General features: G+C 54.2%; 14 protein-coding genes. All 14 read left to right on the top strand.

Annotation, left to right across the window (positions count from 1 at the left end):
- The first annotated feature begins 8 nt into the window (after positions 1-8).
- The 14 genes from rpmA to F556_RS0105230 all read left to right on the top strand — a co-directional run bounded on the left by rpmA (position 9) and on the right by F556_RS0105230 (position 14031).
- Complete coding sequence (gene rpmA / locus F556_RS0105295; RefSeq protein ID WP_020615868.1) at positions 9-320, top strand: 50S ribosomal protein L27; 312 nt, start codon at positions 9-11, stop codon at positions 318-320.
- A gap of 155 nt (positions 321-475) precedes the next feature.
- On the top strand, positions 476-1207 hold the full coding sequence (locus F556_RS0105290; RefSeq protein ID WP_020615867.1) for a Spo0B domain-containing protein: 732 nt from the start codon (positions 476-478) through the stop codon (positions 1205-1207).
- Positions 1208-1224: 17 nt separating this feature from the next.
- A complete protein-coding gene (obgE, locus tag F556_RS0105285; RefSeq protein ID WP_020615866.1) occupies positions 1225-2547 on the top strand; it encodes a GTPase ObgE in 1323 nt (440 codons plus the stop codon).
- A gap of 134 nt (positions 2548-2681) precedes the next feature.
- Positions 2682-3119 carry an ACT domain-containing protein gene (locus F556_RS0105280; RefSeq protein ID WP_020615865.1) on the top strand — a complete coding sequence of 146 codons (438 nt, stop codon included), beginning with the start codon at positions 2682-2684 and terminating at the stop codon, positions 3117-3119.
- A 29-nt stretch (positions 3120-3148) separates the two neighbouring features.
- Positions 3149-4435, top strand: coding sequence for a homoserine dehydrogenase (locus F556_RS0105275; protein ID WP_020615864.1), 1287 nt, complete (start codon positions 3149-3151; stop codon positions 4433-4435).
- 3 nt (positions 4436-4438) lie between these two features.
- Positions 4439-5425: a homoserine kinase gene (thrB, locus tag F556_RS0105270; RefSeq protein WP_020615863.1), complete on the top strand. Its 987-nt coding sequence runs from the start codon at positions 4439-4441 to the stop codon at positions 5423-5425.
- The gene (pheA, locus tag F556_RS0105265) at positions 5419-6285 is read left to right on the top strand and encodes a prephenate dehydratase (protein WP_020615862.1); all 867 of its coding nucleotides are present in this window, start codon (positions 5419-5421) and stop codon (positions 6283-6285) included. Before thrB ends, pheA begins: the two co-directional genes overlap by 7 nt.
- Positions 6286-6341: 56 nt before the next feature.
- Positions 6342-7220 carry a branched-chain-amino-acid transaminase gene (gene ilvE, locus F556_RS0105260; protein WP_020615861.1) on the top strand — a complete coding sequence of 293 codons (879 nt, stop codon included), beginning with the start codon at positions 6342-6344 and terminating at the stop codon, positions 7218-7220.
- A 174-nt stretch (positions 7221-7394) separates the two neighbouring features.
- The gene (locus tag F556_RS36080; protein WP_020615860.1) at positions 7395-8852 is read left to right on the top strand and encodes a LysM peptidoglycan-binding domain-containing protein; all 1458 of its coding nucleotides are present in this window, start codon (positions 7395-7397) and stop codon (positions 8850-8852) included.
- A gap of 124 nt (positions 8853-8976) precedes the next feature.
- Positions 8977-9588, top strand: coding sequence for a BofC C-terminal domain-containing protein (locus F556_RS0105250; protein ID WP_020615859.1), 612 nt, complete (start codon positions 8977-8979; stop codon positions 9586-9588).
- A gap of 192 nt (positions 9589-9780) precedes the next feature.
- Complete coding sequence (gene ruvC / locus F556_RS0105245; RefSeq protein WP_026297119.1) at positions 9781-10281, top strand: crossover junction endodeoxyribonuclease RuvC; 501 nt, start codon at positions 9781-9783, stop codon at positions 10279-10281.
- Positions 10278-10892, top strand: a complete 615-nt coding sequence (gene ruvA / locus F556_RS0105240; RefSeq protein WP_020615857.1) for a Holliday junction branch migration protein RuvA — start codon at positions 10278-10280, stop codon at positions 10890-10892. The genes ruvC and ruvA overlap by 4 nt, the downstream gene beginning before the upstream one ends.
- Before the next feature lie 17 nt (positions 10893-10909).
- The gene (ruvB, locus tag F556_RS0105235; RefSeq protein ID WP_020615856.1) at positions 10910-11929 is read left to right on the top strand and encodes a Holliday junction branch migration DNA helicase RuvB; all 1020 of its coding nucleotides are present in this window, start codon (positions 10910-10912) and stop codon (positions 11927-11929) included.
- Entirely contained in the window at positions 11926-14031 is a 2106-nt protein-coding gene (locus F556_RS0105230; RefSeq protein ID WP_020615855.1) for a SpoIID/LytB domain-containing protein, read from the top strand. Before ruvB ends, F556_RS0105230 begins: the two co-directional genes overlap by 4 nt.
- The last annotated feature ends 6 nt before the right edge of the window (positions 14032-14037 follow it).

Below are 14037 nucleotides of genomic sequence, written 5' to 3'. Positions count from 1 at the left end.
GAACCACCATGTTGAAACTGAATCTTCAGCTTTTCGCCTCCAAAAAAGGCGTAGGCTCGACGAAGAACGGACGCGATAGCCAATCGAAGCGCTTGGGTGCCAAGCGTGCAGACGGCCAGACGGTAACAGCCGGCAGCATCCTTTTCCGTCAGCGCGGAACGAAGATCCACCCGGGCAACAACGTAGGCATCGGTAAAGATGACACGCTGTTCGCGAAAGTGGAAGGCGTGGTCAAGTTTGAACGCTGGGGCCGCGATCGCAAGAAAGTGAGCGTGTACCCGGTTGATGCGGCAGCAGTAGCTGCAGCAGTCGAAAATTAATACCGACGAATAACCCCGGCCTCATGAATTTGCGGCCGGGGTTATTTTTATGTTTTACGGGATTCGGGAGCGCTGCATCTTGTAGATGACCCGCCTATGCCGGACATGCTATACTGTTAAAAGTTGTGAACGCAGAAGAAACGGGGAACGGGGTCATGAATCGCTTGCGTTGGTTGAAATTCGGCGCAGCCGCGTCGCTTGTAGTACCCGCAGTCGTCATCTGGACTGCCGATAGTAAGATTGCATTGCTTCTATGTATGATCTGGGTTGTAGCTGCAGCAGCTCTATGGATTGCTGTCGAACGAAAAGAGCATGCGGAACGATTGGATCAAACGGTCCAGCATATGCAAGAGGCATCGATTCGTACGCTCAACCATCACCGACATGACTGGATGAATGAGCTTCAGGTGCTCTACGGCTACATCAGACTGCAGAAGCCGGATAAAACGGTTCAATGCGTGGAGAGAATAAAGGACAGGATGATGATGGAAAGCCGGATTGCCAAGCTGGGTGAGCCTGCCCTCGTGCTGTTCCTACAGTCGTTTCGGACGGCTTCGCAGTCACTGCAGCTCGATGTGGTGCTGGAGGAAGAGGTCGACTGGACGTTGCTGGGAAGCGATAGCGCACCTCTTGCAGAGGTGCTGAGGGAGCTGGTCGATGCCTATCGACTTGGCATCCAACCTGGACATGGAGATGCGCCACGCCTCATGCTGGAGTTCGCGCAATACGAAGGCGTAGTAGAAGTTGCAATGCAGCTAACAGGTGAGCTGCAGAATGTGTCCCATCTGGAGCAGAACGTCAAAGCAATGCTAGCGGATTCCAAATTCCGCCTTGTTACGCTTGCACCCCAGATGGATCGCATGGTGCTGCAGGCAGAGACCTGCTAACCGAACGGAGGGAAATCATGTTTGTTGATAAAGCAAAGATATTCGTAAAAGGCGGCAACGGCGGGGACGGGATCGTCTCCTTCCGCCGAGAGCTGTACGTGCCTGAAGGTGGGCCAGCAGGTGGAGACGGCGGACGAGGCGCCGACATCATCTTTCGGGTCGATGAGGGCTTGCGCACGCTAATGGATTTCAGATACCAACGGCATTTTAAGGGCGAGCGTGGACAAAAGGGCAAAATCAAGGGGATGCATGGCGCCGGAGCAGAGGATATGGTCGTACGGATTCCACCCGGGACGGTAATTGTGGATGATGACACGCAAGAAATCATCGCAGATATGACGCGCCATGGGCAAGAGCTTGTGGTAGCCAAAGGCGGACGCGGCGGACGCGGCAATATCCGTTTTGCCACGCCGAACAATCCTGCGCCCCACATTTCGGAGAATGGCGAAGAAGGGGAAGAACGCTGGATTGTCCTTGAGCTTAAGGTCATGGCGGATGTGGGACTAGTTGGTTTCCCAAGCGTCGGCAAGTCCACGTTGCTCTCGGTCGTCTCGGGGGCCAAACCAAAGATTGGCGCCTACCATTTCACGACAATTACACCTAATCTGGGGGTTGTCGATGTTGGGGACGAGCGCAGCTTTGTCATGGCAGACCTTCCAGGACTGATCGAAGGCGCACATGAGGGTGTAGGTCTCGGCCACGAGTTTTTGAGACATGTTGAACGGACGAGAGTGATCATTCATGTCGTGGACATGTCCGGTTCAGAAGGTCGTGATCCCTATGAGGATTGGGTGACCATTAACGAGGAGCTCGTGCAATACAACGCCAAGCTGGCCGAGCGGCCACAGGTAATTGCAGCCAACAAGATGGATATGCCGGACGCCGAGACTCATCTGGAGATGTTCCGGGAACGTCTGGCGCAGGCGCAGGACGATAAAGTGCATGATATCGTGCCGATCTCGTCCTTAACGAAGCAGGGCATTCAAGAGCTGTTATACAAAGCCGCCGATTTATTGGATAGTATTGTAGAAGAGCCTTCGGTCGAGACGGCTCCTGAAGAAAGTGAACGCGTGGTCTTCAAGTATGAGAAGAAAGAGGATGAATCCTTTACGGTTCATTACGATGAGGGAATTTACGTCGTTGAAAGTGCCCATATTGAGAAATTCATCAAGCGCCATAACCTTAACTCGTATGATGAAGTGATGCGCTTTGCCCGGGTGATGCGCAAGATGGGCGTGGATGCTGCGCTGCGCAAGGCCGGAGCCAAAGACGGTGACCTTGTCAGAATCGGAGATTTCGGTTTTGAGTTCTTTGAAGGAAGCGACTATATATTTGAATAAAGACAAGATGAAAGCTTCTGCGCAGAAGCTTTTTCTTTTTAGGATGATTCTCGTCAGGCCTATTGCCACAAGCGACAGAATTCGATATAATGTCCACTATACGAAGACGAATGTCTATTGGGGGAGGACGAAGCGTGGCGGAGCGTTATTATGTCGTTCGTGAAGACTTGCTGCCAGAAGGCATCGTCAAGACGATGCATGTCAAGGAGATGCTGCAGCGCGGCGAGGTTTCTACCGTACATGAGGCAGCCGAGCGGGTCGGCCTAAGCCGCAGCGCCTTCTACAAATATAAAGACGGCATCTACATGCTAGACCAGATGGACCGGGAGCGGATTGTTACGATTGCCATGGACCTGGATCATCGCTCCGGTGTATTGTCCAAGGTGCTCTCGCTAGTGGCTGCTTCGGAGGGCAATGTGCTTACGATCCATCAGACCATCCCGCTGCAGGGCATGGCTGGCGTGGTTATTTCCGTCGATACGGCTCCGATGCAGCAGCCGATTGCTACCCTTATAGAGGCACTCAGGCAGCAGGACGGTGTCCGCAAGGTCAACCTGACCGGACAAGGATAACGAAGACAAGACAGTGGAGGGAACAATATATGAAACCTGTAAAAGTAGGATTGCTCGGACTTGGCACCGTCGGAACCGGCGTCGTGCGTATTGTGGAAGGACATCAGGATGACCTGCGTAGCCAGAGCGGCTCGCCGATTGTCATTGAGAAGATCCTTGTCCAGAACCGCGAGAAAGCCAGAAGCATTACAATTGAGCCATCCAAATTGACGGAGGACCCGTACGAGATCATTCAGGATCCTGAGATTGATGTCATCGTTGAGGTGATGGGCGGCGTTCAGCAGACCAAAGAGTACATTCTTGAGGCACTCGCACGTGGCAAGCACGTCGTGACAGCCAATAAGGATCTGATGGCGATGCATGGGCCAGAGATTCTGCGCAAGGCGCAGGAGCAGCGCTGCGATGTGTTCTATGAGGCCAGTGTAGCCGGCGGCATCCCGATTATCCGGACGCTGATTGACGGATTTTCGTCTGACCGTATTACGAAGATTATGGGTATCGTCAATGGTACCACCAACTACATGTTGACCAAGATGACGCAAGAGGGCGTATCGTATGATGATGTGTTGAAGGAAGCGCAGCTGCTGGGTTACGCAGAGGCTGATCCGACCTCCGATGTCGAAGGACTCGATGCGGCTCGCAAAATGACGATTCTGTCTACGCTTGGTTTCCGTGCGGATGTAGCCTTGGAGGATGTAAGCACCAAAGGCATGACAGGCGTTAGCAAGGAGGACATCCTCTACGCCAATCGTTTGGGCTATGTCCTCAAGCTGCTAGGCATCGCAGAGCGGCAGGATGACCAATTCAGCATCTCTGTTCAGCCGACGATGGTTAAGAACACACACCCCATTGCGTCCGTAAACGGTGTCTATAATGCCGTGTATGTCTATGGCGAAGCAGTAGGCGAGACGATGTTCTACGGAGCCGGCGCGGGAGAGCTGCCGACGGCAACGTCCATTGTAGCCGATTTGGTGGCAGTGGTAAGAAACCTCAAGCTCGGTGTCAACGGGTTACAGCAGACGCCAGTCTACAAAGAGAAAAAGCTCAAAACCGATGAACAGATCTCATCCAAGTATTTTATTTTACTGCATGTTGAAGATCGTGCGGGCGTGCTGGCTCAAATTACGCAGATCTTCGCAAGCCATGAGGTCAGTCTGGAGTCGGTGCTGCAGCAGCCGAACGAGAGCAATCCGGAGGCCGAGATTATCATTATTACGCATGATGCCAACAAAGCGGCTGTCGACCGGGTGCTGGATCAATTCCGTACACTTGGCGTGATTCGCAAGGTGAAGAGCGTCTACCGGGTTGAGGGATAGCGGATGATAGAAACCGTTCATCCCAGAGTTATTGTCAAAGTGCCTGCAAGTACCGCCAACCTGGGTCCTGGCTTTGATACGCTAGGCATGGCTTTATCGCTGTACGCATGGATTGAGATGAGTGCTTCCGAGAAGACGGAGATTACCTTGTATGGCAGCGGCATGTCCGGAATTCCGACCGACAAGTCCAATCTCATTTATAAGGTGGCCCAGCAGGTCTTCCAAGAGGTAGGGGTGTCGATTCCTGAGCTGAGGATCGGCATGTACAGCGATATCCCACTCACCAGAGGGCTTGGGAGCAGTGCTTCCGCCATTGTAGGCGCCCTGGCGGCTGCGAACCATCTGACTGGCTCCAAACTGAGTCAAGACCGTCTGCTGCAGATCGCCACGAAGTTGGAAGGACATCCGGATAATGTAGGTGCGTCGCTCATGGGCGGAATCATTGTGTCAGCCTGGGACGGCGAGCGTGCAGAAGCCATACGGCTGGAGCCGCATCCTGACCTGGAGGTGCTGGTAGCGATTCCTGACTTCCAGTTGTCCACGGACAAGGCGCGTCATGCGTTGCCGGAGAGTTATACCAAGCAGGATGCCGTATACAATGTCGGACGCAGCTCCTTGCTGGTGGCAGCCCTTGCTTCCGGCGAGCTCGGGATGATTCGTCATGCCATGAAGGATCGTCTGCATCAGCCCTATCGGGCATCCTTGATTCCCGGTATGGAACAGATTCTGGCAGAAGCGACGGAGTATGGAGCCCTGGGGGCCGCGCTCAGTGGCGCCGGTCCGACGATGCTGGCTCTTGTAGACAGACGCAGCCGCCGCAAGCAGGAGCTGGAGCAGTTCCTTCTCACCTCGTTGCAGCATCAGCACAGCGGGGCCGAGGCACGCTGGCTCGTGCCGTGCCTGGAGGGACCGGTCATTACTGTACCTGACTCGTCCGAGGACGATATTACGCTCATGGAGTGGATCAAAGGAGATATCACAGCATGTTAAGCGCAGCATTGTTGCCGCAAGGCAGCGTCTCGGATGAGGCAGCTCGATATTTGTTCGCAGATCAGGAAGTCAGCTGGAGTTATTACAAATCCATCGCTGATGTGTTCTTGTCCACCGCCGGGGGCAGTACCGATTACAGTATCATTCCGATTGAGAATACAATCGATGGCTCCGTCAGCTTGCATATGGATTGGCTGGTGCATGAGGTGCAATTGCCGATTCAGGCGGAATGGGTCTTTCCGTCGCTACAGAACTTGATTGGCCGCAGGGAAGAGTTTGTGGACGAGCAGGGTGAGCTGGATTATGCTAAAATAAAAAAAGTGCTCAGCCACCCCGTGGCGATGGCGCAATGCACCAAGCTGCTGCGTACGCTCCTGCCTCATGCCGAAACGGAGCATATCAGCAGTACGGTAGAGTCTGTAGCAACTGTCAAAGCGAATCCCGGTCAGGGGTGGGCTGCAATCGGGACGCGTGCAGGCGCGGCCTTGCACGGGCTGGATATCTTGCAAGAATCGGTGACTGATCATAACAATAATTTCACTCGTTTCTTGCTGATCGGAGATCGGCCGTTTACGGCACGCACCTCGGATGTGCATAAGACAACGATTCACATTACACTGCCTGAGGATTATCCAGGCGCGCTTCATCAAGTGCTCTCCGCCTTTGCGTGGCGCCGAATCAATCTATCACGGATTGAGTCCAGACCCACCAAGCGCATGCTGGGGAGTTACTACTTCATCATCGACATTGAGATGTCCATGGACACGGTATTGCTGCCGTCGGCTCTGGAAGAGATCCGGGCCATTGGCTGCCAGGTACGGAACATGGGATCTTACCCTTCTTTTCGCTATGAAAGCTGATTCAACGGCCGAATTAGGCCGGTGAGCATTATATAACCGGAGGTGTCAATAACGAAATGGCGGAGCAATGGATTTACATAAACGGTGAGTATGTGACAAAAGAAAACGCCAAGGTTTCAGTGTATGACCATGGATTTTTGTATGGAGACGGAATCTTCGAAGGCATTCGGATTTATGGCGGCAATATCTTTAAATGCAAAGAGCATCTGGAGCGGTTATATGACTCGGCCAAATCCATCATGCTTGATATTCCGTTGTCTTATGACGAAATGGAGCAAGCGCTCGTCGAAACCATCCGGCGCAATGAGCTGCGCGATGGCTATATTCGCCTGATCGTCTCCCGTGGTCCCGGTAATCTCGGACTGGACCCCAAGCGTTGTCCGACGGCTTGGGTCATTATCATCGTGGAACAGCTGGCGATCTATCCGGAAGAGGCATACAAGAACGGACTGGTCTCTGTTTCAGTTACTCAACGCCGCAATATCCCTGATGCCTTGAACCCGAAAATCAAATCCTTGAACTATCTGAACAACATCCTTGTGAAGATTCAGGCGAATCTGGCTGGCGTCGGAGAAGCCATTATGTTGAATGCCCAAGGGTACGTGGCGGAGGGATCAAGCGACAATATCTTCATTATCAAGAAGGGGGTTGTCTATACCCCGCCTTGCTACATTGGGGCACTTGAGGGAATCACGCGAGGCACTATCATGGAGTTATGTGAGAAGCTTGGGTATCCGTTGAAGGAAGAGCCGTTTACCTTGCATGATGTCTATGTGGCAGATGAAGTATTCTTCACCGGAACTGCGGCAGAAGTTATCGCCGTTCGCGAAGTGGACGGCCGCATTATTGGATCCGGTCAAGCCGGACCGATAACGACACATTTGCTGCAGGAGTTCCGTGATATCGTAGAAGTGGACGGCGTCAAGATTGACTAAGAAACAACAAGAACAGGCAAGCTTTTCTGTCGAAGGACAGGAGGGCAGCCTGTTTTTTTTTCAATTCTAGGGGACACCAGCCCACTTTGTGCATAGGATGTAATGATTGGCGGCAGGGCGCTGTGCCTGGCACCCTCTTGGCCGCGAACGAGAACGTGACAGGAGGTACGGTCATTGAAAATCCATATTGTCAAACAGGGTGATACCTTGTACCAGCTGGCCGGCAAATACGGGGTAACGGTAGAGGAGCTGCTGAAGTTAAACCCCAACATTAGCCATCCGGATGAGTTGCAGGTAGGAATGAAAATCAAAGTCCCATCGTCTGCAAGTAAACCAACCGATATGGAAATTGCGCATCAGCATGTTGTCAAGCAAGGAGACACATTGTGGAAGTTATCCAAGGCTTGGGGGGTACCGCTGGGAGATATGATCAAAGCCAATCCGCAGCTGAAAAATCCGAATGTCTTACTTACCGGTGAAATGGTCAATATTCCAAAAACAGCAAACGGCAAGGAAACGGATCTGCACTTTCCGGAGATGCCAATGATGCCTGAATTGCCTACAATGCCGATTATGGAATCGCCGCCGGGCAAGACCTCAACCGCTCCGATTGCGGAACTGCCCGGCAAGACGTCCACTGCGCCCGTGATGCCAGCGCCTCAGCCTGAGCCGATGCCACAGCCCATGCCTGCAGAGCCGCCGAAGGTCGTCCAAGAACATCATATGTATCCGATCCATCTGGAATACCATAAATCGACGAATCTGTTTCAGCAGACACCGCAGCCGGCTGTCGAAGCAGGAGCGCAGGAACCGCCAAAAACATACGAACCGGCTCCAACCATGTCCTATGGCGGTTACGCGCCTGCGGTCGGGGGCACATCACAGTGGCCTGGAATTCCTGATCTACAGGGGGCAGCGGCTAACTATGGACATCATGGCTACAGCTATGCAGGGCCCCAACATCAAGTATTGCCTGATATGTCCGGCAATTATGGTGGATATGGCGGTCAACCTGGCGCCTACACCCCTTATGAGATGCCGCTTGAGAGCACGACGGTGGGTAGCGAGATGTCAACGGGCTATGATTACACGCCTCAGCAATCATGGGAAAGTCCTGTCAGCTCTGCGCCAATAGGCAACGCTGGCGCTGGAATGGGAGCCATGCCATATGGTTTCCCTGGGGGCATGCCGCCTGCATGGGGGCAGCCGATGGGACCTTGGTCCGGCGGTATGTACGGATATGGCGCGGGTCCAGGAGCCTATGGCCACCCGGGTATGATGGGCGGACCGGCAGAGCTGATGGGCTACCAGCAGCCAATGACGAACTATTATTCGCCCCAAGCCTACGGGCATCCTCAGACGCTGGGCGTTGCAGATCAGGGGTACGGGGGATACTCGCAAGTCGGCGGAGAGCAGGGAGCGGCCAAAAAACCATGTAACTGCGGGTGCTCAGACAAACGTGAGGAAGATGATGCGCAAGAGCAGGAGTCTAGAGTGGTAACAAGTACGGCAGTTCCCAAACGGGCAGCATCATCAAGCAAGAAGAACAGAACGAAGAAGCCGGTTGAGCGGGCATCCACCAAGCGTTCTAACCGCCGCAACGGTCAAAGCTTGCCCTGGATCAATAATTAGCACGATTCGCAGCCCCGTTGTCTGCCTTGAGCGCAGTGACGGGGCTGTAGTCATGGGCAAGGAAGGCGTGCATATTCCTTCAATGCCTGGGTTAAGCTACTAAAAAAACAGAGGGGTTCAGACGATGATCGCATTCAGACGATGGATACAGATCAGAAAACGGTGGATACGAGGCAAAAAGCTGCTAGGCAGCTTTGGCGCCTTGATGCTGCTGCTTGGCTCGCTGCAAGGCATGCCTACGGCACACGCCGCAGGGGAGCCTGCAGAAAGCTGGATGGAAGCTTGGCGGCAGGACAAGCAGCCGCGAACGGTCAAGCATGTGCGAAGTTATATCTGTGGTGAGGAAATGACCATGTTGGGCAAGCTGGATGCCGGCCAGGTGGAGCAGCTGCTTAAAGAAAACCCCGAGTGGACAATAAAACCGGCTGGCGAGGACGAAATTGTCGTGTTGGAGCAAATTGCGGATTTGTCGGAAACCTGTAAGCAACGCGCTTACTTCAGCCTGGACAAGCTGGGCCATCTTTCGTTATTTGAAGGGCCCCCGGAAGAGGATCGCGTCATCCGTACGTTTTTTCAATTGGACACGCATTACTTAGAAAGCAGCCTGCCCAGGCAGCATTGGCAAGCCTTGAATGAAGGCATTCGGGTAAGTGATGTAGATGAATACAATAGTGTGTTGTCCACATTCAGCGAATATGCCGTTCATGCTGATCAAGGCAATAAAACACCCGGTTGACCTTCCGCGCTTTAGATCACTCACGCCCGGCCGCATAAGCGGCGGGGCTTTTTTGTGTTGTGCGGCCTAAGTGATTCGTAAGGGGACTTCCCCAGTGTTCTCATTCCTACGAACATTTGCTATAATGAAAGGATAGAAAAAATGACTTACATAGAGATGCAGAATCGGAAACACCAGATGGGAGAGGACACTTTGCGTGTACTGGGAATAGATCCGGGCATTGCGATTGCCGGATTCGGATGTATCGATAAGCAGGGCCACAAGCTGGTTCCTGTGCAGTATGGCTCCATTCAGACGGAAGCACATACCCCTCAGGAAACGAGATTGAAGCAGGTTTATGAGGCGATGAATACGCTGCTTGACCAATACAAACCGGATGCCGTTGCGGTGGAGAAGCTTTTTTTCAATCGCAATGTAACGACCGCCTTTGCTGTTGGTCAGGCCCGCGGCGTGATTATGCTTGCTGCCGCGCAGCACGGGATTGCAATTGCTGAATATACTCCACTCCAGGTGAAGCAGGCAGTCGTCGGCTATGGCAAGGCCGAGAAGCGGCAGGTGCAGGAGATGGTTAAGATGCTGTTGAAGCTGTCTGTCATCCCCAAACCCGACGATGTGGCCGATGCGCTGGCGATTGCGATCTGCCATGCACACTCGGCAGTGCTGCAGAACAAGTTGAATGGGGTGCCGAGATGATTGATTTTATTCGGGGAAATGTTGCACATATCGAGTCAGAATATATTGTGCTTGACGTCAGGGATGTAGGGTATCGTGTGTTTACACCCAGTCCCTTTGCGTTTGCCGGCAAGCAGGAAGCAGTGACAGTCTATACCCATCATCATGTGCGGGAGGATGCAATCCTGCTCTTCGGATTTGCTAACCGGGAGGAGCAGCGGCTGTTCCGGCAGCTGCTGGAGGTGTCCGGCATCGGTCCGCGTGTGGCCCTGGGAATTCTCGCAGGGGGCAGGCCGGAGGCAGTTGTTGCTGCGGTGCAGCAAGAAAATATCGGCTTCCTGACCAAACTGCCAGGCATTGGGCGCAAGACGGCTCAACGCATGATTCTGGATCTCAAGGATAAGCTGGGCGCGCTCCCTGCTGAAGGCGGGTTGCTAGGGGGGGCTGAGCCAGGTTCTCCATCCGGAGCTGATGGAGGAACGGCATGGCAGGAGGCCAGAGAAGCACTGGCTGCCCTCGGTTATAGCCAGGCTGAGCTTGATCGGGCATGGCATGGAGTCAAGGATGAGGCAGAGGCCGCGTCGGTGGAGGTCTTGATGAAGAAGGCGCTCCAACATTTATTTAAAGGCTGACAGGAGGGCGATTACCAATGGAAGACAGGATTATCTCCGCCAACCTGATGATGGGGGACGAGGCGGTAGAACTTAGTCTGCGGCCACGGTACCTCGCGGAGTACATCGGACAGTCGAGTGCCAAGAGCAACCTCAAGGTCTACATCGAGGCGGCGAAGCTTCGGAAGGAAGCGCTCGATCACGTCTTGCTGTATGGCCCGCCGGGTCTGGGCAAAACCACGCTCTCCAACATCATAGCTAACGAGATGGGTGTGCAGCTGCGGACCACATCAGGTCCAGCTATCGAACGTCCTGGTGATCTGGCAGCGATTCTAACCAATCTGCAGGAAGGCGATGTGCTCTTCATCGATGAGATTCATCGTCTGCATCGTACGGTAGAAGAGGTATTATATCCGGCTATGGAGGATTTCGCGCTTGATATTATGATTGGCAAGGGGCCAAGTGCGCGATCAGTGCGTCTGGATTTGCCGCCCTTTACATTGATTGGTGCGACGACGCGGGCTGGTCTGATCTCGGCCCCGCTGAGAGACCGCTTCGGCATCGTTAGCCGACTGGAATTCTATACGGTGGACGAGCTGGCGTTCATCGTTTCCCGGGCGGCAGATATTCTTGGCGTGGAAATGGTAGGCGAGGCCGCTGAAGAGGTTGCCTTGCGTTCCCGGGGAACGCCTCGTATTGCTAACCGGCTGTTGAAGCGCGTACGGGACTTTGCGCAGGTGAGGGGAGACGGCGTCATTACCCACGAGCTTGCAAGTATGGCGCTGGAACTGATTCAGGTAGATCCCATGGGACTGGATACGATTGACCACAAGATGCTGCAGGCGATGATCGGCAGCTTCCGTGGCGGGCCTGTAGGTCTGGATACGATTGCTGCAACGATTGGGGAAGAGAGCCAAACGATTGAGGATGTATACGAGCCTTATCTGATGCAAATCGGATTCCTGCAGCGAACGCCACGCGGACGGGTCGTTGCACCCAAGGCCTATGTGCATTTAGGACTCCCGGTACCGGAAGACGGCGGGGGGAACAGCCAATGAGCAAAGGAGTGCGCGACATGAAGGGACGGGGATCGGATCAGCACTGGCCGCACAACATATTCCAAACGATTAGCGGACTGCTGGTCTTATCGATGACAGTAGCCTTGATTGGCATCTGGCCAACAGCTGTAGCGGCGGAGCAGAGCAGCATCAGGGTAGGCTTGTTCTTTAATCTGCCGGGCAAGTATACGACGACAACACCGGTGGCTACTCTTAGCGGCAGCCAGGGGCTGCAGGTAGGAATCCGCCAGCCCTCCGGGGAGGTTCGCTATGGGGCCCATAGTGGGGCGGCCCGATTCACGCTGAATGATTATAAAGTAACCATTCTGCAGACTTCGGACTTCGCCGCTGCCCAAGCGGCATACAAGCGCGTTCGTGAGAGTACGCCTGCTGTCTGGCTTACTTCTTCGCCAGGAGGCACTGGCAGGCTGTATGAAGTGACCGAAGGCAGCTATCCCACCTTGGCAGAGGCACGTACTTCCGTCGAACGGTGGAGCCGAGGCGGTTATCCGCAGGCTGCGCTGTCCGGCCCACTGCAGCTGGAGTCGACGCCTTACGATACGCTGGCCAAGGCCAGAGCCACCCAGGCTGCAATTGGAGATAAAGGCTTGAGCAGTGATATTGGGGTGCGTCCCGCTGCTTCTGGTGCCATGGAGTATGTAGTCCTGACTGGACGAGCCACGGATGCTGCGGCCTTGGAGCAGGTGCGTACACAAGCGGGTATGGATGCTCTGAAGGCGGCAGCGCAAAGCGCGATGCTGGTGCTTCGGGAGGATCACAGCCTCACCGGGACGGCCGGCAACAGTGATGGATTGTATCTGCTGAACGCTGCCACCACGGCTTGGGTGAGCGACGCGAGCGGACAGGGAATTCAACTCACTGAACGATCCGCCAGAACGTACCGCGGCGGGTTTGAATTAAGCCGCTTCAACAATCGACTTGCGGTCATCAATGAAGTGCCGCTGGATCAGTACCTCTATGCTGTAGTACCTGCGGAGATGCCGGCCTCCTGGCCAGCTGAGGCCCTGAAGGCGCAAGCGGTAGCGGCACGTACCTATGCCCTGTACAACGGAACACGATTTGAGATTGCGGATGTCGTAGACAGCGTCTTGAGTCAGGTGTACCGGGGCATATCGGATGAGCTGCCAGCAACCAATCAGGCTGTGGATGCAACGTCAGGCGAAGTAGCGAAGTATAATGGTCGACTGATTGAAACCCTGTTTTCTTCCAGCAGCGGCGGGGCTACTGCCAATGCAGAGGAAGTGTGGGGAAATCAGGTGCCTTATCTTGTGAGTGTGACCAGTCCCGATGAGGCGTCCGAGGCAGGGCTGTACAGCTGGTACCGAGTGGCTCTGGCTGATGGTCGCAATGGCTATATCCGTGAGGACATTCTCGAGCCAGTCAGTGAGCGGACAGCAGCGGGATCGGCAATGATGCGCGTGAAGGAAGAGCAGACGAATATGCGGCCGATTCCACTCATCCAGGAAGGTGTAGCGCCCGTCGCAAGATTGAGTAAGGGAACGCTTGTAACGGTGTTAGAGAAAACGGTGCAGTCCAATTCCAACACCTGGGTACGTGGCCCCTTTACATCCTCTGAACTGGTCGCTTCCATGCAGGGCAAGCTGATGACGCCGTTTACGGGTCCTATTCGTACGTTAGAGGTTAGCCAGTATGGACCTTCGCAGCGGGCAACAGAGCTTCAAGCCAATGGCGCTCGTCTGGATATTCGCTATCCTGATACCTTCCGTTCTGCGCTTGGTGGACTGCCGAGTACAAGGTTTGTCATTGACGAGACGGCAAGAGTAACCATCCAGGGAGCAGGAGGCGCCAAGACCGAGAAGCCATCTGATTCATCTGCAGTTGCGGTGCTGGGAGCCAATGGGCAAGTGAGCACGCTGGATGAAGTGAATTATTACGCTATGGATGGAACGGGGACGCTTCGTGCAATAACCAAAGAACCATTCTTCCGTTTTGTTGGACGAGGCAACGGACATGGTGTGGGGCTGTCACAATGGGGCGCACGCGGCCTGGCCGAGCAAGGGTATGATTACAAACGGATTTTGCAATACTACTATACTAATGTAACTATAGGTAAGGAATGACAGCCG

It is taken from the genome of Paenibacillus daejeonensis DSM 15491, assembly GCF_000378385.1.
In the GTDB taxonomy this organism is placed as follows: Bacteria; Bacillota; Bacilli; order Paenibacillales; family Paenibacillaceae; genus Paenibacillus_D; species Paenibacillus_D daejeonensis.
The sequence above is the reverse complement of the archived record's forward strand: the minus strand, read 5'-3'. Positions and strand labels throughout refer to the sequence as shown.

Excerpts from the sequence above, each read along its gene's own strand:
- rpmA (WP_020615868.1), top strand. The coding sequence starts at position 9 with ATGTTGAAACTGAATCTTCAGCTTTTCGCCTCCAAAAAAGGCGTAGGC.
- thrB (WP_020615863.1), top strand. The coding sequence starts at position 4,439 with ATGATAGAAACCGTTCATCCCAGAGTTATTGTCAAAGTGCCTGCAAGT.
- F556_RS0105275 (WP_020615864.1), top strand. The coding sequence starts at position 3,149 with ATGAAACCTGTAAAAGTAGGATTGCTCGGACTTGGCACCGTCGGAACC.
- ruvB (WP_020615856.1), top strand. The coding sequence starts at position 10,910 with ATGGAAGACAGGATTATCTCCGCCAACCTGATGATGGGGGACGAGGCG.
- F556_RS0105250 (WP_020615859.1), top strand. The coding sequence starts at position 8,977 with ATGATCGCATTCAGACGATGGATACAGATCAGAAAACGGTGGATACGA.
- ilvE (WP_020615861.1), top strand. The coding sequence starts at position 6,342 with ATGGCGGAGCAATGGATTTACATAAACGGTGAGTATGTGACAAAAGAA.
- pheA (WP_020615862.1), top strand. The coding sequence starts at position 5,419 with ATGTTAAGCGCAGCATTGTTGCCGCAAGGCAGCGTCTCGGATGAGGCA.
- F556_RS0105290 (WP_020615867.1), top strand. The coding sequence starts at position 476 with ATGAATCGCTTGCGTTGGTTGAAATTCGGCGCAGCCGCGTCGCTTGTA.
- ruvA (WP_020615857.1), top strand. The coding sequence starts at position 10,278 with ATGATTGATTTTATTCGGGGAAATGTTGCACATATCGAGTCAGAATAT.
- F556_RS0105230 (WP_020615855.1), top strand. The coding sequence starts at position 11,926 with ATGAGCAAAGGAGTGCGCGACATGAAGGGACGGGGATCGGATCAGCAC.
- obgE (WP_020615866.1), top strand. The coding sequence starts at position 1,225 with ATGTTTGTTGATAAAGCAAAGATATTCGTAAAAGGCGGCAACGGCGGG.